Genomic DNA, 19,778 nt, shown 5'->3' with positions numbered 1-19,778 from the left:
TACTATAATTGTATTATAGGACACGAAAAAAGACAAACGGAGTAGTTTGCCTTTTTTTATACTTCTATCTATTATATCAACCTTTTGAAAAATTCGTTTGCACCTCTTGAATTGGCCAATATCGTAAATCAACTTTACCGACAACTGTATCAGCTTTTACAAATCCAAAGTGTCTACTATCCCAGCTCCCGAGGCGGTTATCACCTACTACAAAAATATATCCAGGTGGCACCGTTTTTTCCTTCGTTAACTCTTCTAGCGTAAAGTCACCTGTTAGTTGTCGTCCATTTATCTCCTTCTTATATTTCTCTAAATAAGGTTCATCCACGAATTGTCCGTTTATATATAATTTATCATGCTTATATTCAATATGATCTCCAGGTAAACCGATAATCCGCTTTACATAGTCCTCTTTTTTATTCGCATGAAACACCACAACGTCAAATCTGTTCAAGTCCCCAACTTGATAACTCACCTTATTTACAACGAGCATATTGCCATCTTGTAATGTCGGCATCATTGACTTCCCCTCTACAACGTACGTCGAAAAGAAAAACGTTCGAAAAAATACAGCTAATAATACACCAATTAAAATTGTTCGTATCCACTCTATGCCTTCTTTTTTCAAAGTTTTCTTCATCTGCTTCTCCCCTTATCCTTTAATACTGAAGCTTTCCTTTACAAAGAAGACTATTCTTAATGCAGTTCTAACTTTACTTCGATTTTCTTACCGACATACCATAAAATAAAAATACCAATCGCTACAATGACTGATTTCACTGGATTATGAATAAATGACATTAAATCATGACCGATATACGTTAAAATAAAAATCATCACAAGTTTTCCGAATGCTAACGCTAGCCCAAACTGTTTTACACTAATTCGGGATAAACCAGCGACAACATTTATTAATGCTGACGGTGTAAATGGAAAACAAAATATAACAAAAATCGGTGCAAATCCTTTTCTTTCAATCCATCCCATTGCTTTTCGTACTCTCTCATGCTTATTTACAAACGAAAAGAAACGACTGCGACCAAAATGGCGGATGATGAAAAAGACAAGTAATGCACCCATTACTGATCCAAGCCATGAATAAAGAAAACCGAGCCAAAAGCCAAATGCAACAGCATTTGCCAGTACAAATACAATAAGCGGTAATGCTGGAATCAACGCCTCTATCATCGGTAAACCAATACCAAGAAGTGGTCCGAACGCTTTATAACTCTCAACAATATGATCCATATTTTCTGGTGAAAAATACTCTTTGATTGTCTGAAAATCCATTCTACACTTTACCCCTTTACTCTAAATACTATCCCTACTGTATCATTGCTTATATGAAAGAGGAAATGGTAGATACGACATATGGAGATGTATTTATTAAAGTTTCCATATCTTTCATAAGAATTCCTTCATTATTTAGCTATGATAATCTATCAATATTCGACAGGACGTGTCGTTCGTTTTGTTATTTAGATTGTTTTTCGATTTTTTATCGGCAAATGAAATTACACTGGTGATTTTCTAGATATATCAATTACAACTCGGTTTCTCTAATATATCGCCTTATCTACAAAGACTGATAAAGTGAAACTTTAATCAGTGGGGATTTTGTTGATCCCCCGCTTAACTTCTTTGCTTTCGCTGAATTTTGAGGTGGGGGTCTTACTGCCCACAAATAGCGGGATAAACAAAAAAAGAATGGGGATTCCCCCCATCCTTTCACACTTCGCCTTCCTTCACAAAATACACACTCTCATAAGCGGGTCTTAATGTTGATTCCTCTTTTTTATCAACCTCTTTAAAACAAGGGCTCCCTTGTTTTTTCCTACGATCTTCATATTCAGTACGTAATTTCGCTGTACGATTTTGTTGATTTTCAAAACTAGTTTTTGATATTTCTAATTTCACAGCAAAACCATTTATAAATCTAATAATAAGATTTCCATCTTTTAATTCTTTGTTACTTTCAATATAAAAATGAGACAACCAAGCGCACTCTTTTCTAGAGTAAGAATAGGTAGGGAAAAAATAAAGTTGATCTGCTGGACTAATCGCAATCGGTGCTTTATGTGTAATATGAGTTAACTCTTTCGTTCCTTCTTTTCTGCCTAAGAAACTAGAGCCATGCTTGCGGCAACTTCTTTCTATAATATCTAGAGGTTTTTGAAATACGAAAAAAGAATCATTCATTTCAACGACTCGCGTAACAATTTTCTTTTCACTTAGAATAACAGGAAGTAAGGCCATCGTATTTTTCGTTACAACATAATTTTCGACATAGCGTTCCACTTTACTTTCCATACTCCATTATCTCCTTTTTTCCATTTATATTAGCAGCTGCATATATAATTTTAGCATCTATGAAAAGGAAATAGCTTACAAGCTCCGCTTTTTTACAGTTTTTTATCATTTATCAAACATTTGTTAAATAATAAAATCACAATATAGTGATTTTTTAATTTTAAAGTTATAAAAACAACATTTATACTACCTATAAATATTTATTATCCCTTCCTATTTTCACATCATTAAAACAATTAACTTTGCTATAATTAAAATGTAAATCCAATATATAGAGGGTCACTATGGAAGAAAAAGAAATCCAACCATCGATTCAAATGAAAAATAGTAGCATCATTATCGTGAAAAACTCAGCTAGTATTATATTCGGTTTATTTTTCATTCTGCTATTCTTTGCCAAACCGTTTCGTAAATCAAAATGTACAGAATGTAAAAAACGTGAGAAGAAAAAATCAGGGCAAGAACAATAAAAGGCCTTCCTTTATGGAATGCCTTTTTACATTTGTAGTATCATTTTATTTATTCTTCTTAACCCTTAAAAAAAACAACTATATTTTCTTCCAAGGTTCTCTACATCTTTTTTGATTTGTAATATGCTCCTTATATAAAACATGAGAAAGAGTATTTGTACTTGTTACCCGCTTTTAATTTTTGTTAAAAAATTAAAATTTGTACATCTTTATCCATCACTAACAATTCGTTAATTAGTTAACTTTGTAATATAAGTTTTGTATATAATTTCATTCAAAAACACAATATATAAGTAGCTAGTTATAATTACATTACTTTTTATCGAATTCCCAAAAGGAGCTGTATACTTATGGATAAAGAAGATCTATTAAGCCAGCAGGTTAATAGCATCCCCTCAGATGCTCTGAATACCCCTAGTAAGGAACAAGAACAACTGTTAGAAACATCATCTCAAAACGTACAAAATTCCAACAACAATGCTAACAAAAAAGATGTTACTCAAGGTCTATCTAGAAAAGATTTCCCCATTTCAACAGAGAAAACAAATTTATAGTTATTTACTATCATACGCAGCAAATGCTCTTGCTGAACTAACTCTTCTACAGAAACTAATACGCATTCCCGATAATTTTTTACCAGTTTTAACATAAAAAAAAGAGAGTTACATATAAAAACAGGCTCTGGAAAAATTTTCTCCACAACCTAAAAAAAGGATGGCATTAGCCATCCTTTTTTCCATCATCAACTATAAAATTATAGTTTGATTACGTTTTTAGCTTGAGGTCCACGGTTACCGTCTTCGATTTCGAAGCTAACTTTTTGACCTTCTTCTAGAGATTTGAAACCGTCAGTTTCGATTGCAGAGAAATGTACGAATACGTCGTTTCCACCTGGAACTTCGATGAAACCGAAGCCTTTTTCGTTGTTAAACCATTTTACTTGTCCTGTTACTGCCATAATTATTTCCTCCTAAGAAAATACAAATTTAAAATTTTTTAGTCTTCCTGTCTAAAAAAAGAATCCACACATTATCAAATACGAAACATAAACTAGTTCTCACATACTTTTTCTCGTTCGTTTTCAGCACTTGATAACATATGGATTGCTTAATTTAACTATTCAACTGACATTATCATAGCACATTAAAATAAAATGTACAATCTTTTTCGAAAATAGAATTCCTAATTTTTAGTATTTCTTATAAAATATAATTATCTCTATTCTAAATAAGGAGGAGTTTATGACCAATAAAATTCCTAAAAAAACATTAAAAAGAATTGAAGAGGATATTGAAAATAATAATCTTGGAAAAGCAAGAGATAGATTGCATGGCCTCATCTTTACATACCCAAATGAATTACATCTTCGAAAACAACTCGGAGATATTTATTATAAATTACAATATCCGGAAATGGCTGGACGTTACTGGTATCTAGAAGAGCATAAAACAGATATTATGCATGAATCATGTTTATTATTTGAAAAATCAATGGGAAATAGTCCTCATCATATTGCACGTGCTTTAAAGTTTAAAGGCGATTCTATCCATATAAAGGGTTTGGATAAAGATAAGCCCTTATCTTCAGTGCAGAAAGAAGTAGTAGAGAATTTAGTTTATGAGTATAAAGAAACATGGCAAGATAAGCTAGTTCCTTTTGGCTGTCTAGCATTGCTTGCTTCCCTTCTCTTTTCTGCCATTGTTGGTCTATTCACTATTTGGAATTGGATTTTTTAATCACAGGGGGGAATTTTCACATGTCAAACTACGCTAAAGAAGAAAGACTAACAGGGGGAAACGTCTCAAACGTATATCATTCTGAAAATACTGTTCGGCGAGAGTTAAAGCTAGGCAGTGAAAAGATTCATAAGCTATTGCAACACTTAGAAAACAAAGGATTTCATTATGCTCCAAAGTTTTTAGGTGTAGATGAAAAAGATAGAGAGATTTTATCCTTTATTGAAGGAGAAGCTGGCAATTATCCTTTAAAAGAATATATGCGATCTAATGATGTATTAAAAGAAATCGCAAAGATGCTCCGCCTTTACCATGATGCCGTAAGTGATTTTCCGTTATTAGATGATTGGAAACCGATGGATCACACTCCAAATAACATTGAGGTTTTATGTCACAATGATTTTGCCATATATAACATTATTTTTAATAATGAGAAGCCAGTAGGGATTATTGATTTCGATGTTGCTGCTCCTGGTCCAAGACTATGGGATATCGCTTATACACTCTATACTTGTGTGCCTTTAAGTAGAGTGTATTATACAGAATCTGGTGAAGCCGTTCATTATGACTCATCGCAACATGCAGATCGTATTAAAGAGAGAGTGAATTTGTTCGTTCAGTCCTATGATAAAAATATGGATGAAGATTACTTAGGAATGGTGTTACTTCGATTAGAAGGGTTATGTACATATATGAAACGAAAAGCGCAAGAAGGCGACTTGAATTTCCAAAGAATGATCGATGAAGGACATCTAGAGCATTATGAGAAAGATATGAAGTTTATTCGTGATCATAGGGCTGAGTGGAGTTGATTTAGTAATAAAGAAAAGTTAGTATTGTTTTTTGCCGACAACTCAATCTCTCTTTTCGAATCTTTTAGAAAATAATAAGGGGCACCCTTCAAAAAGGTGCCCCTTCCTTTTATTTCGTAAACTGTGCTTCTTCTGTAGATCCTTTTAACGCTGTCGTTGATGAAGTTCCGCCCGTAATCACTTGTGCCACTTCATCAAAGTAACCTGTTCCCACTTCGCGTTGATGACGTGTTGCAGAGTAGCCGTGTTTTTCAGCTGCGAATTCTGCTTGTTGTAGTTCAGAGTATGCTGCCATGCCGCGCTCTTTATAGCCACGTGCTAGTTCAAACATACCGTAATTTAATGAATGGAATCCAGCAAGTGTTACGAATTGGAACTTGTAACCGTAAGATGCGATTTCCTTTTGGAAGCTTGCGATTGTTTTTTCATCTAGTTTTTGTTTCCAGTTGAATGAAGGTGAGCAGTTATATGCAAGTAGCTTCCCTGGATGCTCCTTATGAATTGCGTCCGCAAATCGTTTTGCATCTTCTAAATTTGGTTCTGACGTTTCACACCAAACGAGGTCTGCATACGGTGCATACGCTAAACCGCGCGCAATTGCTTGATCAAGACCTGCATTCGTACGGTAAAACCCTTCTGGTGTTCTTTCTCCTGTAATAAATGCTTTATCAACAGGATCGATATCGCTCGTAATTAAATCAGCTGCATCCGCATCTGTTCTTGCAACGATAATTGTCGGCACTCCCATTACATCTGCTGCAAGGCGTGCAGAAATTAAATTGCGTACTGCTGTTTGCGTTGGTAGTAGTACTTTTCCGCCTAAATGGCCACATTTTTTCTCTGAAGATAATTGATCTTCAAAATGCACACCTGATGCACCTGCTTCAATCATACCTTTCATCAGTTCGAATACATTTAATTGCCCACCAAATCCAGCTTCTGCATCTGCTACAATCGGTACGAAATAGTCTGTATCATCGCTTCCTTCCATATGCTGAATTTGATCCGCACGTTGAAGCGTTTGATTAATTCGTTTTACTACAGCAGGTACGCTGTTCGCTGGATATAAACTTTGGTCTGGATACATATGCCCAGAAAGGTTTGCATCAGCTGCTACTTGCCAACCACTTAAGTAAATCGCTTTTAACCCAGCTTTTACTTGTTGCATCGCTTGGTTTCCTGTTAATGCGCCAAGTGCGTTAATATAGTCTTCTGTATGAAGCGATGTCCAAAGCTTCTCAGCACCACGACGCGCTAACGTATGTTCAATATCAATTGACCCGCGCAGGCGAATTACATCTTCTGCCGAATATGGACGTGTGATCCCTTTCCAACGCTCATCTAATTCCCAGCTTTCTTGTAACTTCTCGATTCTTTCGTTTTTCATTTGTTCCATCCCCTTTTCATTTTTTATAAAATTTCATAACCCGGTAATGTTAAAAATGGTACGAATTCATCATTCCGAACGAGATTTGTAAACAACGTTGTCGCCTCTTGGAATCTCCCTTTCTTAAAGGCTTCCTTACCAATCTCTCTTTCTATTTTTGCTAATTCTTCTTCTTTTAACTCTTCCATTAATTCAAGCGTAATATTACGACCATCATTTAGTTTTCCACCTTCATGACGAATCCATTGCCATACTTGTGCTCTTGAAATTTCAGCTGTTGCCGCATCTTCCATTAAGTTATAAATGGGTGCTGCTCCCCGTCCGCTTAACCAAGATGCAATATATTGAATACCTACGCTAATATTCATGCGAAGGCCCTCTTCTGTAATCGTTCCCACCGGTACCTCTAGTAAATCGTTTTCTGTTACACATATTTCTTCACGTTTTCTAAAAATTTGATTTGGTGTTTTCATAATGTGATTAAACACTTCCATTGCAACCGGTACAAGTCCAGGGTGGGCAACCCAAGTCCCGTCATGACCGTCTAAAGCTTCGCGTTCCTTATCAGCACGCACTTTTTCAAAAGCTGCTTCATTTGCTTCTGGATTATTTTTAATCGGAATTTGTGCCGCCATTCCTCCAATTGCTGGTGCATTACGGCGGTGACATGTTTGAATTACTTTCAAAGAATACGAACGCATAAATGGCGCCGTCATCGTGACTTGTGCTCTATCTGGTAGTAAGAATTTATTATGATTACGGAAACTCTTTAAAAAGCTAAAAATATAATCCCATCTTCCGCAGTTTAAGCCAGCAGAATGATCTTTTAGCTCATACAAAATTTCATCCATTTCAAACGAAGCATGAATCGTTTCCAGTAACACAGTTGCTTTAATCGTTCCATTTGGAATGCCGATATATTTTTGAGCAAATACGAATACATCATTCCATAATCTCGCTTCTAAATAACTTTCCATTTTCGGTAAGTAAAAGTATGGGCCGCTCCCTTTCGCTAAAAGAGCTTTCGCATTATGGAAAAAGTACAAGCCGAAATCTACTAAACTACCCGACATATTTTTCCCATCAACTTGCATATGCTTTTCCTCTAAATGCCATCCTCTTGGACGTACAATGAGTACAGCTGTTTTCTCATTTAATCTATATTCTTTCCCTTTATCATTTTCATGTGAAATCGTTCCCTTTACTGCATCTCGTAAATTGATTTGACCTTCAACTGCGTTTTCCCAAGTTGGTGCATTCGAATCTTCAAAATCCGCCATAAAAAGATGCGCTCCTGAATTTAAAGCGTTAATGACCATCTTTCTATCTACCGGTCCAGTAATCTCTACGCGACGATCCTCTAAGTCTTTTGGCAGCTTGGCAATTGTCCAATCCGCTTCACGTATGTGTTTTGTTTCTTCTAGAAACTTCGGAAACTCCCCTGCATCAATTCTCTTTTGTTTTTCTACACGTTTTTGTAAAAGTTCTATGCGGCGCTCATTAAAATTCTCATGTAGTTCCTTCAAAAAACTAAGCACCTCAGGTGTCAATATTTCGTTGTACGCTGGTAACATTTCTCCAACGAGTGTAACCCGTGAAGTTTGCGTCGACATATTAGCATCCCCTTCTTAAACTGTTTTATAACAGATTTGATTTCATGTTTTATATTATATAACAAATCTTCAGAAAAGGAAGTTTTTTTTGAAAATTCATTTCACTTTTTTTCAAAACGTCATTCTTTCGCGCTTTATTTTATAAAAAAAAGGCCGCTGTTATACAACAACGACCTTTTTGTATTATTTTTAAATTTCACTTTGACTAGTTAAACTTTATTACTGCCCTTGTTCCATATCATGCAATATTGCTCTATGTAAAAACTGTGCGTATTGTTCTCTCGTTACCTTCATAGACGGACCGAATTTACCTTCTCCGATTCCCATTGTAATACCATTTGTTTGTACTGCACTAATTGCATTCGTTGCCCATGAATTTGCTGAAACATCATTAAAGTTATGAGATCCTTTTGCCTGTAAGTCAAAAGCATTCGTAAGAACTTGTGCCATTTCCGCACGCGATAACGTTGCCTTCGGTCTAAAGTTTCCATTCTCGTCTCCCTGGAAAATTCCGATTTCCGTTAAAGCCAATATCTCCTCGATAAAGCTTGTTGAATTTTCATCGATATCTCCATATGGGTTTTCATATTCATCTTGTTCTTCCATATCAAACACACGGTAAATTAAAGCTGCAACTTGCTCACGTGTTACATTATCCCCAAAACCGAATATTCCATCACCATATCCCAAAATGATTTCTTGCTCCGCTAATTCATGAATTGCCTCATATGCCCAATGTCCTTTTGGTACATCTTGAAATACAATTGTATTTGTTTTTTGCAACGGTGCACTTTCCGCTTTTACACTATCACTCTCTGCTGAGAATAACACCCCACCCATAATTGTTAATGCTGTAGCTGTTTTTAATAATTTTTTGCTCATCCAATTATCTCCCCAATATGCATATGTTTTTTTAAAAATATACAGAATAAATGGTATAGAGACAATATATTTTTCGACACATTTCGTGACGGTTTTGTGAATCATATTACACATCATGTCTTTTTCATCGGGTTGATTATAAAGCTTGTGTATAACCATAAAAATACATAAATACGAATAATAATTCTTTTTAAACAAACAAAAAAGCACAACTATTTCTATTTGTGCTTTCATAGTTCACTCTACTTCCAATCCTCTTTCAAATGATAATTAATAATCGCATTATTAATAAACTGAGCATATTGTTCTCTAGGTACAGGGCGATTTAATTCATACATGCCATTCCCAGTTCCTCTCACAACATTATTAGATTGTAACGCACTAATTGCATCTTCTGCCCAGTGACCTTTTGGAATATCTTTAAATGTATGTTTTTGTTTCGTTTCAAAATTAAATGCTCGTTTTAAAATGACAGCCATTTCCGCTCTAGAGATTGGTGCTTTCGGCCTAAAATCCCCTTGGCCATCCCCTGTAAAAACCCCACGTTTTGTTAACGCTAAAATTTCCTTTTTAAAAGTGGTTGTACTATCAGAAACATCTTTATATGGATTCGCTACTGGCCCTTCTTCTTTTATCTCAAGTGTTCTGTAAATAGTCCCAGCTACTTGTTCACGTGTTATAAGATCGCCAACACCATACTTCCCGTTTCCATACCCTAATATAATTTTATGATACCCTAAATCCATAATAGCATCATATGCCCAAAATCCGTATGGAACATCTTCAAACACAATCATTTGTGGATACTCTTCCGCTTTTACAGGTGTCACATTCGCCCCTGCAAATATACCTACTGCCATTGTCGCAATCATCATTACACCCAATATTTTTTTCTTCATTATCCTCTCTCCCTATTTCATTCAAATAAAATGAACTTCATTGTTTCAGGAGTACTATTTTTTGGTGAATGTAAGATAAAATGCAAATCTTCTAGAAGAAATATTCCCACTACCTTTCTGCTTTATGCCTCCTTCTTTCTTTTTTAAAAAGGAAGTTGTTACATCTAAGGTGTTATATACTAAAACATTCTACAATTTCTTTATAAACTCCTTTTCACTTTATAACTTCCCTTTATTGGCACCTAAAGAAGATACCTAATGGAGGCTACTATATTGATAGTTTATATTTCAAGGGTAGCATTTTTCGCTGAATTTTGAGGTGGGGGTCTTACTGCCCAGCAAATAACGGGATAAAAAAATCATCCTTTTTTCTTAAAAGAGGATGATTTTTTTATCTTTATTAACACTCAAATATGCTACTACTTTTGAAGAGTAAATTGGGCAACTATTTGTTTTAATTTTCCTGCTGCGTTATGCATATGTTCAATTGAAACCGAAATCTTTTGAACAGATTTTTCTTGCTGTTGAATAGACTCTTTTACCCTATCAGTTCGGTCAGATGATCTTTGGGAAATTTGAGCCATGTCTTCTGCAGAAGCCGAGATTTCCTCACTACTCGCTGCAATTTCATCTGTAGACATAGATACCGTTTGAATTTGCTCAGATACTTGCTGTACTTTTTCTGTAATTGTTCCAAATACTTTTTCGGTATGCATTACTACTTGTGTACCTGCCTGTACCTCATTATCTACTTTCCCCATCATATGTACCGTATGGTTCGTTGTTCCCATAACTTGAGTAATAAGATTCTCAATTTGTTTTGCAGAATCACTAGATTGTTCTGCTAATTTCCGCACTTCATCTGCCACAATTGCAAATCCTCTACCACTTTCACCAGCACGTGCAGCCTCAATTGCGGCGTTTAATGCTAATAAGTTAATCTGGGAGGTAATACCTTGCATAACATCAATGATTTTAACAATTTCTTCTGATTGTTCTTTCATAGTCTCTACTTGTTTCACACCGCTATGTACCGAATTTTGGATTGTATCCATCTGTTGAATCATTTGTTTCATTAATTTGTTACCATTCTCTGCATCTAATGCTGATTGAGCAGATAATTCATTTACAGAGGATGATGTATTGACTATACTCTGCATTCCTTGTGTCAACTCTTCCATCGCACCCGCAGTTTGTTCCATTGCTTGCATTTGACTTTCTGCACCATTTGCAACTTCTTCAATATCCATAGTGATTTTCTTCGCTGCACTACTAGATACTTCTGATGCAGATACTACTCCGTCTGCATGTTGGAATAAAAGCTGAATATTATTCTCTACTTCTTGCATATTTGTTCTTAGCCCTGCAATCATCTCGTTAAAATTACTTACTAATACACCTAATTCATCCTTAGCAGTATAATCACCATGTACGGTTAAATCTCCTTCTTTCGCTCTTTCCATCATACGACTAACCGTTTGTAAAGGAGCAACTATAAGCTTGCTAATAATATAACTTACTATACATATAACGATTGTAGTAACTACTACAAGAATGATAAAGGTAATAACGGATCGATCAATCATTTTTTGAGAATCTTTAAATACTTGATCAGCTAAGTTTGAAACATACGATTCTAGATCCACTGCATAACCAGCTAACTCTATTCCCTTCGGTTTTAATTCCTTCTGAAATTCATGTACCATTTGTGGCTCGTTTGTTGCCTTCGCCTTTTCAAATATTTTTTTATATGTATCTTTATAACTTGGTAAAGATTTCTTCATCTTCTGAAACAGTTCATCCTCTTGCTTACTTAAATTAAAACCATCATCATATTCTTTTAATAAAGAATCATATTTTTTAAGATCCTTTTCAATATTATTAATTATTCCCTCTTTATTTGCTACTTCATTTTGTGATGCCGTAATTAATTCTAATAAATTATATTCTAGTGAATTTTGTGTGCGAAGCATTCCTTCTAATAAAATTGCAGAATATTGATAATCATCTACTACAACCTCTGTATCATGCTTAATCTTATTAATAGAACTAATTGCTACACTGCTTATAATTACCATACCTAAAACTGCTAATGAAATAAGCGACAATAATTTATATTTCACTTTTAAATTTTGTAAAAAATACATTTTTTCACCTTTATTCCTTTATATATAGATTTTTAGAATTTTATAGCTTATTATTTACAAAATCACAATAAAAAGCAATGATAAATATTCCCAATATGAAACTTATATCTCTATAAAAAAAGAAGTAGCTATCATGCTACTCCTTTTTGCTTTGTTTCTCATATTGTTCAAACGTATGAATTCTTTCAAAAATTGGTGGGTGCGTGTATAAGAAAAATTTCACTAACGCAGGCGGATTTACTTGGCTTAAACTTGTTTTTGATAAATATTGAAAAGTTTTCACACCAGATTTCCCGTCCTTCGTCATATTTAAAGCATATTGATCTGCGGCTCTTTCTTCTATACGTGAAACGTAGTTTGTTGCTGGTTGTGCTGCAAAAGAGAGTATAGAAGAAATTAAGAAAAATAAAGGTAAAATGGAGAAACATCCCACTTTTGAAATTTGCAATGTATCTCCCCATTTGCGAATACACATATTTATAATACGACTAATTAAAAACATACCTATAAACGATAGCAACACATAACTTGCAACGCCAAAATATATATGTTTCATAACATAATGCCCCATTTCATGGGCCATTATAAATAAAATCTCTTTATCTTTTAACTGCTTAAGTGTTGTATCCCACATTACAATACGGGCGTTAGGGCCAATTCCTGTTACGTAAGCATTTAATGCATTCGTTTTTTCTGACATATTTACTTCATATACGTGTTTAGCAGGAATGTCCGCTTTGTCTGCTATTGCTAAAATTTTCGTTTCTAATTCTTTATTTTTCAGCGTCGAGAAGTCGTTATACAGTGGATCAATAACGACAGGCTGTATGAATGTTAAAAAGATTGTAAATGGAACAGAGAGCGCCCATCCTGCTAGCCACCATCTCTTCGGAAATTTACGGATAAGCCATAATAGAACGGTAACTACGATTAACATAGTCGCATAACTTTCCCAAAAACCGATAACATGATCTTTTATCCAGCTTTGTGTACTTTGTGTTGAAATGCCGTAATCAACGGACACTTTCCGGCCAATCCATTGCATCGGTAAGGCAAGCACTGTTGTCAATAATGATAAATAAAAGAAATAAATTGCAACTTGCAAAACACTTATTTTAGTCGTTTCCTTCGACCATTTCTCAAACTTTCTTGAAATACCTAGCACAAGTACAAATAATAAAATAATCCATTCAAGAGGCGTCGCTAAAAAGTATAGTAAATTTTTCACGCGCGAATAATCTTGGCTTAGCGTAAGCTCTCTAGCACTCATAAACGTTTCTGGATCTGCACTCGTTCCTTTATACATGTCCGGAATAAGTTCATGATTCCATCCAAATAAATACCAATATATAAGTAACGCAAATCCAACGTACAAAAAAAGCGACCAACCGATAACCTTCCTCACGCTATTCCCTCCTCTATGCTGCCTGTCTATTATTATTGTAAGTTCGTACACGCTAAATTAGAACAAGCTTATTATGTGAATTGCTCTGGATCTTTTTATTTACATAAAAAAACTCTTCTACATAAGAAGAGTTTTACCTATCTTTAAACACTTTCTTCGGTTCACAATCCGTAATAAGGATCACACTTACAAACCAACACGTACCCTACTTGCTTTTTAGATAAAATAAAAAGCCTCTTTAAGGAAGTACATCTATTAATAAACTAAAATCTTGTAAAGAGAAAGAACTATATTTCATAATACCCTGTACAGCTAAAAGTAAAACAAGACCGATCACACACATATAGTTAACGCTTTCTTCACTCTTTTTTTCAGTAACGACTCCACCACTTATACATAAAATCCCCAACAAATGAAGCGCTAAATACATGAAAAAGTAAGCTTCCTCCCAGCGCAAAATAACATTCACTGTCGTTATTAACACTAGACTAAGCAAAATCAAATAAAAAAACTTATTTGATGATATCGTTTCATTCATATGATTTTATACATCCCTTTCAAATTTCGAATTAATGATGTTTCAAAGCTATAAAGTAAATGATTGTTTTTATACCATAAAACAAAAGGAAAGCCACCATTACTTTCTCGAATACTTTATGAATCCACATATACTTCTCTTCATTCTTTCTGAAGATGCGCTTCATCATTTCTTCTACAATTAGACCAAATATTAGTAAAACCCCGAACACAATAAGAAGAGAAATAATATTTTCTTTTAAATGAGTACTAGAAAATAAGTAATACTCTGGAAACACAATCGTATCTACTACAGGTTGAAGCCAATGACAAAAGCTTTTATCACACATATCTGTGATAGACGTAGCATCTATAATATCTTTTAATATTTTTTCAACCGTCTTCTTCATCTTATTTACTCCCGACTACATCTGAAAAGCTCTTTTCCTGCTCTGCATATATAACTGGCACTTCTTTACTCCAATACTTGCGATTAACAAATAAAAAGATAAGTACTAAGTTTAATCCTGTTATAAAAATAATAAGTCCAGGAAAGAATGTCGTATAATTTGAGAAATCGGCAAAACTCATAATTTTTTCTCTACTTATTAGAAAAGACGCACCTATTACAAATGCATTGTTTAACATATGTATTGCAATTGGCATGAGTAAACTTTTCGTACGAATATATACAATCGACAATACGATGCTGAATATGGCTGCACCGAGGAAATCAACATGTAACAACGCAAACAATATTGCTACAACGATGGTCGCTATGCTCGTTCCCCATTTTGTGGCAAAACGTTGAAGTAAAAATCCGCGAAAAACAAATTCCCCAATAACTGGTGCGATGAATACGACCCTAATGACTTGAGATACATATCCCCCAGTACTATCTACAATCGGTTCATGCAGGGCATTCATAATAAAGTCCGGTGTAATCCATGCAAAACTATACATATACAAAATAAGATACCCGTAACTAAACATGCATAACATAACCGTAATGTATAAAACTTGCACCAAGTTAAATGTTTCATTTTTATTAATAAACAATGAAAATGAAATGTGATGCTTTCTATACTCATAAAAAATCCATACCATCGGAAGGATATAGAATATAAGGGTATTTATAAAAGAAGAATTTTGTATATGAAATATACTTGTTAGCAAATCGCCACTACTTCTCGCTATTAAAATTAATAGTGCAAATACAATTAAAAAATATCTAGCTCGCATCACTTGAAACGGATTCACACTCATCTCCTCCCCTATGTTACTTTTATCATATCATTTGATTCTTAATTTTTTGCGAAAGAAAACCTTAAAATTTCCTTAAAAATTCCATAAGTTACAAAAGGATGATATGATATTCGAGAAAATTAGGAGGGATGTTTATGTACCAAGCAAATATTTTACTCGTTGATGATGAAACTGCAATTTTACAATTACTAACTACCATTCTTGAAAAAGAAGGTTTTTCTCATATTACAACTGCAACATCAGCTGAAATAGCTTTATCTCTAACTAAGGAAAACAATTACGATTTAATTATTTTAGATGTAATGCTTCCTGGACAATCTGGTTTTGATATTTGTCCAATCATTCGCCAACAAACAGATTGTCCCATTTTCTTCCTATCAGCAAAAGCATCTGATTTAGATAAAATATCTGGATTTTCATACGGTGCGGATGATTATATTACGAAGCCCTTTAATCCATTAGAAGTAGTAGCACGCATGAAAGCACAGCTTCGGAGACATATGAAACAAACCGTTCCACACGAGCAAAAATCACACTCGATTTCATTTGGAAGATTTGAAATTGATCAGCACTCTGCAGAACTAACAGTAGATGGGCATATTGTCGAATGTTCCGCTCAACTCTTTCAACTACTACTCTTCTTTTGCGAGAATCCAAACTACGTATTTTCGAAAGAGGAAATATATGAAAAAGTTTGGGGAGCACCTGCCTATAATGGCGATGACAACACTGTTATGGTCCACATTCGAAAACTACGTGAAAAAATTGAACACGATCCAAGTAAACCAGAATATATAAAAACCGTTCGCGGGCTTGGTTATAAGTTCGTTACAAAGTAGGGTGACGATATGAATTTTAATAAACGACTTATTATTCAATTTATCATGCAACACGTTTTTGTTTTAGTTACATTACTTATCGCTGTAGTTGCTGCTTTTACTTATTTAATTTTTCTTCTTACTAGTACTTTATACGAACCTAATATTCCAGATTCTGATAGTTTTACAATTTCAAGATACATCTCTTCAGAAGATGGGCATATTTCATTACAATCTGAAGTGCAAGATTTAATAAAAGAGAAAAATGATTGGCTCCAAGTTGTAGATGAAAACGGAAAAATCCTCTACCACTTTAATACACCAAATGATGTTCCGAATGCTTATACGAAGACATCTTTAGTCGCATACATACAACATCATATCGAAAGTAATTATAAATTTACATATTGGGAAATTGAATTAGAAGAAAAGAAAGTACTTGTTATTTATGGTGGTATGTTAAAAAGCAATGCGTTACTGACAGCAATTCAAAAGGATCATTCCTCTTTAACGATGGATTCGTTCACATTAACAGATCAAGAAAAACAGTTACTGTCTAAAGAAAAAGCAGCACTTCAAATATTTAATCAAAATGGCGAAGAGGTTTTTTCCTATCCAACTGGAAAGAAAAAAACATTTTCAGCAATACAAATTGCCCTTAATGAAAAAGAACCGTGGAATCATAAAGAAAACACGTCTAGCTTTTACGATGCAAATAGTGGCAACCTTCTCGTTGTAACTGCAAAAAATGAGCACTACTATCCAGATGATGAAATGGAAGATGTATTTACTAAGAAGTTTCTCATCGGATGCGGATTAATCCTTCTTATCGTATTTGTTTATTTAGTCATTCTTTCTATTTGGTACGGTAATAAATTCGGGAAACCGTTATTACATGCGATGCGCTGGCTTAAAAATATCGCTGGTGGAAAGTATGAAGAACCTATTAGTAAAAAAGGAAAACCTGTCAGGTTCCGGCGATCTGGTAAAGAAAAATGGTCATTCCGTTTGTTTAGAGATGTGACAAGTTCACTAGAACACCTTTCTATTACACTCAAAAAAAATGATGCGATGAGGCAAGTACTCCAGCAAACACGAGAAGAATGGATTACTGGTCTAACGCATGATTTAAAAACACCACTTAGCTCTATATATGGCTACGCATTATTACTTGAATCGAATCAATATAACTGGACTGATCGTGATATTCAGCAATTTGGTAGTGTTATGAAAGAGAAATCTCAATATATGACGACATTAATTGATGATTTAAGCTTAACGTATCAATTAAAAAATAATAGCCTTCCTGCACAGCACGTAAACGTTGAAATCAATCAGTTCGTTCAAAAAGTATTATTGCAATTTATTAACAATCCAACACTCCAAAATCAAAATATTGAATTCGTACCGAGCTCAAATAAAATTCAATATTTCATTGAAGAAAAATGGTTTCAGCGTATTATCGAAAACTTACTCGTAAATGCTGTAAAACATAATAACGAAACGACTAATGTCATCGTAAAACTATCACAAAACGCTAATTCCTTTACACTCTCCATTTCAGATGATGGAAAAGGAATGGATGAAAAAACGAAAGAACTTCTATTTGAACGATATTACCGCGGAACAAACACAGAAGAAAGCAACATCGGAACTGGACTTGGCCTAGCCATTACAAAACAGCTCGTTCATGCTCATAACGGGACAATTTCCGTTGATAGTGCACTCGGAAAAGGAACGACGATTATTCTTGTCTTTCCGTTTCGTTCGTAGGAAAGACGCTATGTGGCGTCTTTTTTTCTTTTCTGGGAGAGTTTTGCGGTAATTGAAATTATGCAGATCGTTTTTTTTGAGGTGTTTTAGCGGTATATGAAATTATATCAGCGATTTTTTGAATATATCAGCGCAACTCGAATTATATCAGCGATTTTCGAAATATATCGGCGCAATTCAAAATATATCAGCGATTTTCTAGATATATCGACTTACCGACAAAAACCGACAATACTAACCTACCTCCCTACTATACAAAGTAAAAATAAAACTATTAACAAATACATTTCTAAACTGTTATACTATAAATAGAAGTATAAACTAACTAAGTTTTGCATAAAATGAAGTAGACGAGGTGCTTCCAACACCCCGTCACTGCAACTAATTACCGTAAGGTGGAAGGTTGCAACTAAAGCTTATTTGCGCTTAGAAGACTTCCCACGCTTCGCAGGCAGACGGGTGGTCTTCTTTTTGCGCTTTTTTGCCGTTAATTTCTTAAATCCCAAAACTATACCTTCTCTAGCTATAGTTTTTGTGATTCCCAACAAAATTTGCAAAAGAAATTCCATACGATTACACCTCCTTTCTTCACCAAATGAAGAAAGGGCATAACCTTCCACCCGCAATATTTAATTGCTATTTTATTTTACCATTTTCATATGTATTACAGATAAAACAATACAAATTTAACAATCCACTTATAAAAAAAGCGAACCATCTCTCAATGATTCGCTCTTACCCTATTATTTTTTCTTCACCGGTATCCAAAGCTCTACTTGTGCAAACTCACTCTTATCTTCGTGGCAACGCTCATCGTACAGTTCAAACTCTGTAACTCCGCAATGTTCATATCCTGAATGCGGGAACCATTCTGAGAATACTGCATTCCAAGTTTGGTGAATAGACGATACCATTTCTTTATGAGGAACTTTCGGCGTTGTAAATACTGCATATGTTGCTGCAGGGAAAGTACGCTTTGCAATTTCATTTGGTACATTTTCAAAGTCTGTAACTTCCATTCCAATAATATAAGTGAAGTCCCCTGTTTCTAAATTAAAATCAGTACATAATCCAAGCTCTACCCATTGGCTCGTATCTTTACGATTCGGAATCGTTGTTCCAAGATCTTTTTGTAAATATTCTTGCCAAAATGCTGGGATGTCTTGATGGTTTTTCCCTTCTTTACTTGTCGTCTTCAGTTCATAACCTGCCATTAAAAATTCTGGTTTATTTACAATACGATATTCCATTTGTATGCCTCCTAAATACGGATTTAATTTTCTTTGCTTTACATTCACGCTGTAATACATCGGTGTTTCAATTTCTTGTTTTCGATATTCACTCGGTGTCATTTGAAATAATTTCTTAAAGGCTCTCGTGAACGTTTCGTGAGATTGAAAGCCATGCTCAAATGCGATATCAATAACTTTTTCATCCGTATGAGAAAGTTGATACGCTGCCCGGGCTAACCTCCTCTTCCGAACATACTCCATTACTGTATCACCTACTAATGCCTGGAATACACGATGAAAATGCGACTCAGAAAAACCTGCAATACGCGCTAAATTACGCAACGTCTGTTTTTCCATTACATCTTCCTCAATATAATCAATGGACCTTTGAATTTGTGTTTCATAGCTTTCCATCTCTGTTCACCCGCCTTATATGTATTATGATAAAAGAGAATCCTATCCAATTCTTGACGTTTTTTACTATAATTCCATAAAAAATTGTAACTTTTTTA

At 34.5% G+C, this 19,778-nt stretch carries 21 protein-coding genes and 1 pseudogene; 6 read left to right on the top strand and 16 right to left on the bottom strand.

Going from position 1 to position 19,778, the window contains the following annotated elements:
* Positions 1 to 76: 76 nt before the first annotated feature.
* From lepB to ACTFRH_RS02205, 3 genes are all read right to left on the bottom strand, one after another.
* Positions 77 to 640 carry a signal peptidase I gene (lepB, locus tag ACTFRH_RS02215; RefSeq protein ID WP_000751900.1) on the bottom strand — a complete coding sequence of 188 codons (564 nt, stop codon included), beginning with the start codon at positions 638 to 640 and terminating at the stop codon, positions 77 to 79.
* A 56-nt stretch (positions 641 to 696) separates the two neighbouring features.
* Positions 697 to 1,290: a TVP38/TMEM64 family protein gene (locus ACTFRH_RS02210; RefSeq protein ID WP_000347517.1), complete on the bottom strand. Its 594-nt coding sequence runs from the start codon at positions 1,288 to 1,290 to the stop codon at positions 697 to 699.
* Positions 1,291 to 1,728: 438 nt separating this feature from the next.
* Positions 1,729 to 2,310 carry a competence protein ComK gene (locus tag ACTFRH_RS02205; RefSeq protein WP_000444444.1) on the bottom strand — a complete coding sequence of 194 codons (582 nt, stop codon included), beginning with the start codon at positions 2,308 to 2,310 and terminating at the stop codon, positions 1,729 to 1,731.
* 284 nt (positions 2,311 to 2,594) lie between these two features.
* Between ACTFRH_RS02205 and ACTFRH_RS02200 the strand changes: the two genes are divergently transcribed.
* Both ACTFRH_RS02200 and ACTFRH_RS02195 read left to right on the top strand, forming a co-directional pair.
* Positions 2,595 to 2,780, top strand: a complete 186-nt coding sequence (locus ACTFRH_RS02200) for a hypothetical protein (RefSeq protein ID WP_000391367.1) — start codon at positions 2,595 to 2,597, stop codon at positions 2,778 to 2,780.
* Positions 2,781 to 3,130: 350 nt separating this feature from the next.
* Positions 3,131 to 3,334: a hypothetical protein gene (locus ACTFRH_RS02195; protein ID WP_000356609.1), complete on the top strand. Its 204-nt coding sequence runs from the start codon at positions 3,131 to 3,133 to the stop codon at positions 3,332 to 3,334.
* Positions 3,335 to 3,534: 200 nt separating this feature from the next.
* Here ACTFRH_RS02195 and cspA read toward each other — a convergent pair whose 3' ends face one another.
* Entirely contained in the window at positions 3,535 to 3,738 is a 204-nt protein-coding gene (gene cspA, locus ACTFRH_RS02190) for an RNA chaperone/antiterminator CspA (protein ID WP_000301523.1), read from the bottom strand.
* A 283-nt stretch (positions 3,739 to 4,021) separates the two neighbouring features.
* On the opposite strand from cspA, the gene ACTFRH_RS02185 reads away from it, so the two are divergent.
* A complete protein-coding gene (locus ACTFRH_RS02185; RefSeq protein WP_000182384.1) occupies positions 4,022 to 4,516 on the top strand; it encodes a DUF6584 family protein in 495 nt (164 codons plus the stop codon).
* 20 nt (positions 4,517 to 4,536) lie between these two features.
* Positions 4,537 to 5,328 (top strand): phosphotransferase, encoded by a 792-nt coding sequence (locus tag ACTFRH_RS02180; RefSeq protein ID WP_000073782.1) that lies wholly within the window; start codon positions 4,537 to 4,539, stop codon positions 5,326 to 5,328.
* 109 nt (positions 5,329 to 5,437) lie between these two features.
* Here the strand turns inward: ACTFRH_RS02180 and aceA are convergent, their stop codons facing one another.
* The 10 genes and pseudogenes from aceA to ACTFRH_RS02130 form a co-directional block, all read right to left on the bottom strand.
* A complete protein-coding gene (gene aceA / locus ACTFRH_RS02175; RefSeq protein ID WP_000787346.1) occupies positions 5,438 to 6,715 on the bottom strand; it encodes an isocitrate lyase in 1,278 nt (425 codons plus the stop codon).
* A gap of 23 nt (positions 6,716 to 6,738) precedes the next feature.
* Positions 6,739 to 8,328, bottom strand: coding sequence for a malate synthase A (gene aceB, locus ACTFRH_RS02170; RefSeq protein WP_000107337.1), 1,590 nt, complete (start codon positions 8,326 to 8,328; stop codon positions 6,739 to 6,741).
* A 219-nt stretch (positions 8,329 to 8,547) separates the two neighbouring features.
* The gene (locus tag ACTFRH_RS02165; protein ID WP_116777462.1) at positions 8,548 to 9,315 is read right to left on the bottom strand and encodes an S-layer homology domain-containing protein; all 768 of its coding nucleotides are present in this window, start codon (positions 9,313 to 9,315) and stop codon (positions 8,548 to 8,550) included.
* 137 nt (positions 9,316 to 9,452) lie between these two features.
* The gene (locus ACTFRH_RS02160; RefSeq protein WP_000727107.1) at positions 9,453 to 10,109 is read right to left on the bottom strand and encodes an S-layer homology domain-containing protein; all 657 of its coding nucleotides are present in this window, start codon (positions 10,107 to 10,109) and stop codon (positions 9,453 to 9,455) included.
* A 419-nt stretch (positions 10,110 to 10,528) separates the two neighbouring features.
* On the bottom strand, positions 10,529 to 11,320 hold the full coding sequence (locus ACTFRH_RS02155) for a methyl-accepting chemotaxis protein (RefSeq protein WP_440049317.1): 792 nt from the start codon (positions 11,318 to 11,320) through the stop codon (positions 10,529 to 10,531).
* 156 nt (positions 11,321 to 11,476) lie between these two features.
* Positions 11,477 to 12,256, bottom strand: a pseudogene (locus ACTFRH_RS02150) (MCP four helix bundle domain-containing protein); the annotation flags it as partial.
* A gap of 136 nt (positions 12,257 to 12,392) precedes the next feature.
* Positions 12,393 to 13,661, bottom strand: a complete 1,269-nt coding sequence (locus ACTFRH_RS02145) for a M48 family metallopeptidase (RefSeq protein ID WP_001233320.1) — start codon at positions 13,659 to 13,661, stop codon at positions 12,393 to 12,395.
* Positions 13,662 to 13,899: 238 nt separating this feature from the next.
* Positions 13,900 to 14,199, bottom strand: a complete 300-nt coding sequence (locus ACTFRH_RS02140) for a DUF2101 family protein (protein ID WP_002163887.1) — start codon at positions 14,197 to 14,199, stop codon at positions 13,900 to 13,902.
* 31 nt (positions 14,200 to 14,230) lie between these two features.
* Positions 14,231 to 14,587: a hypothetical protein gene (locus ACTFRH_RS02135; protein WP_000754328.1), complete on the bottom strand. Its 357-nt coding sequence runs from the start codon at positions 14,585 to 14,587 to the stop codon at positions 14,231 to 14,233.
* Between the two features lies 1 nt (position 14,588).
* Positions 14,589 to 15,437, bottom strand: a complete 849-nt coding sequence (locus tag ACTFRH_RS02130; protein WP_001067990.1) for a CPBP family intramembrane glutamic endopeptidase — start codon at positions 15,435 to 15,437, stop codon at positions 14,589 to 14,591.
* Positions 15,438 to 15,577: 140 nt separating this feature from the next.
* On the opposite strand from ACTFRH_RS02130, the gene ACTFRH_RS02125 reads away from it, so the two are divergent.
* Positions 15,578 to 16,282, top strand: a complete 705-nt coding sequence (locus tag ACTFRH_RS02125) for a response regulator transcription factor (protein WP_000283860.1) — start codon at positions 15,578 to 15,580, stop codon at positions 16,280 to 16,282.
* 9 nt (positions 16,283 to 16,291) lie between these two features.
* Positions 16,292 to 18,034 (top strand): sensor histidine kinase, encoded by a 1,743-nt coding sequence (locus ACTFRH_RS02120; protein WP_001010451.1) that lies wholly within the window; start codon positions 16,292 to 16,294, stop codon positions 18,032 to 18,034.
* A gap of 416 nt (positions 18,035 to 18,450) precedes the next feature.
* Here ACTFRH_RS02120 and ACTFRH_RS02115 read toward each other — a convergent pair whose 3' ends face one another.
* Entirely contained in the window at positions 18,451 to 18,603 is a 153-nt protein-coding gene (locus tag ACTFRH_RS02115) for a hypothetical protein (protein ID WP_000394954.1), read from the bottom strand.
* Between the two features lie 174 nt (positions 18,604 to 18,777).
* On the bottom strand, positions 18,778 to 19,680 hold the full coding sequence (locus tag ACTFRH_RS02110) for an AraC family transcriptional regulator (RefSeq protein ID WP_000446844.1): 903 nt from the start codon (positions 19,678 to 19,680) through the stop codon (positions 18,778 to 18,780).
* Positions 19,681 to 19,778 lie beyond the last annotated feature (98 nt).

The organism is Bacillus cereus group sp. MYBK216-1 (assembly GCF_051916495.1).
GTDB classification, from domain to species: Bacteria; Bacillota; Bacilli; order Bacillales; family Bacillaceae_G; genus Bacillus_A; species Bacillus_A thuringiensis_K.
The sequence above is the reverse complement of the archived record's forward strand: the minus strand, read 5'-3'. Positions and strand labels throughout refer to the sequence as shown.

What these genes read in the sequence shown, in the direction of transcription:
- lepB (WP_000751900.1), bottom strand. Translation starts at nt 640, where the DNA reads ATGAAGAAAACTTTGAAAAAAGAAGGCATAGAGTGGATACGAACAATT.
- ACTFRH_RS02210 (WP_000347517.1), bottom strand. Translation starts at nt 1,290, where the DNA reads ATGGATTTTCAGACAATCAAAGAGTATTTTTCACCAGAAAATATGGAT.
- ACTFRH_RS02205 (WP_000444444.1), bottom strand. Translation starts at nt 2,310, where the DNA reads ATGGAAAGTAAAGTGGAACGCTATGTCGAAAATTATGTTGTAACGAAA.
- ACTFRH_RS02200 (WP_000391367.1), top strand. Translation starts at nt 2,595, where the DNA reads ATGGAAGAAAAAGAAATCCAACCATCGATTCAAATGAAAAATAGTAGC.
- ACTFRH_RS02195 (WP_000356609.1), top strand. Translation starts at nt 3,131, where the DNA reads ATGGATAAAGAAGATCTATTAAGCCAGCAGGTTAATAGCATCCCCTCA.
- cspA (WP_000301523.1), bottom strand. Translation starts at nt 3,738, where the DNA reads ATGGCAGTAACAGGACAAGTAAAATGGTTTAACAACGAAAAAGGCTTC.
- ACTFRH_RS02185 (WP_000182384.1), top strand. Translation starts at nt 4,022, where the DNA reads ATGACCAATAAAATTCCTAAAAAAACATTAAAAAGAATTGAAGAGGAT.
- ACTFRH_RS02180 (WP_000073782.1), top strand. Translation starts at nt 4,537, where the DNA reads ATGTCAAACTACGCTAAAGAAGAAAGACTAACAGGGGGAAACGTCTCA.
- aceA (WP_000787346.1), bottom strand. Translation starts at nt 6,715, where the DNA reads ATGAAAAACGAAAGAATCGAGAAGTTACAAGAAAGCTGGGAATTAGAT.
- aceB (WP_000107337.1), bottom strand. Translation starts at nt 8,328, where the DNA reads ATGTCGACGCAAACTTCACGGGTTACACTCGTTGGAGAAATGTTACCA.
- ACTFRH_RS02165 (WP_116777462.1), bottom strand. Translation starts at nt 9,315, where the DNA reads ATGATTCACAAAACCGTCACGAAATGTGTCGAAAAATATATTGTCTCT.
- ACTFRH_RS02160 (WP_000727107.1), bottom strand. Translation starts at nt 10,109, where the DNA reads ATGAAGAAAAAAATATTGGGTGTAATGATGATTGCGACAATGGCAGTA.
- ACTFRH_RS02155 (WP_440049317.1), bottom strand. Translation starts at nt 11,320, where the DNA reads ATGCAAGCAATGGAACAAACTGCGGGTGCGATGGAAGAGTTGACACAA.
- ACTFRH_RS02140 (WP_002163887.1), bottom strand. Translation starts at nt 14,199, where the DNA reads ATGAATGAAACGATATCATCAAATAAGTTTTTTTATTTGATTTTGCTT.
- ACTFRH_RS02135 (WP_000754328.1), bottom strand. Translation starts at nt 14,587, where the DNA reads ATGAAGAAGACGGTTGAAAAAATATTAAAAGATATTATAGATGCTACG.
- ACTFRH_RS02125 (WP_000283860.1), top strand. Translation starts at nt 15,578, where the DNA reads ATGTACCAAGCAAATATTTTACTCGTTGATGATGAAACTGCAATTTTA.
- ACTFRH_RS02120 (WP_001010451.1), top strand. Translation starts at nt 16,292, where the DNA reads ATGAATTTTAATAAACGACTTATTATTCAATTTATCATGCAACACGTT.
- ACTFRH_RS02115 (WP_000394954.1), bottom strand. Translation starts at nt 18,603, where the DNA reads ATGGAATTTCTTTTGCAAATTTTGTTGGGAATCACAAAAACTATAGCT.
- ACTFRH_RS02110 (WP_000446844.1), bottom strand. Translation starts at nt 19,680, where the DNA reads ATGGAAAGCTATGAAACACAAATTCAAAGGTCCATTGATTATATTGAG.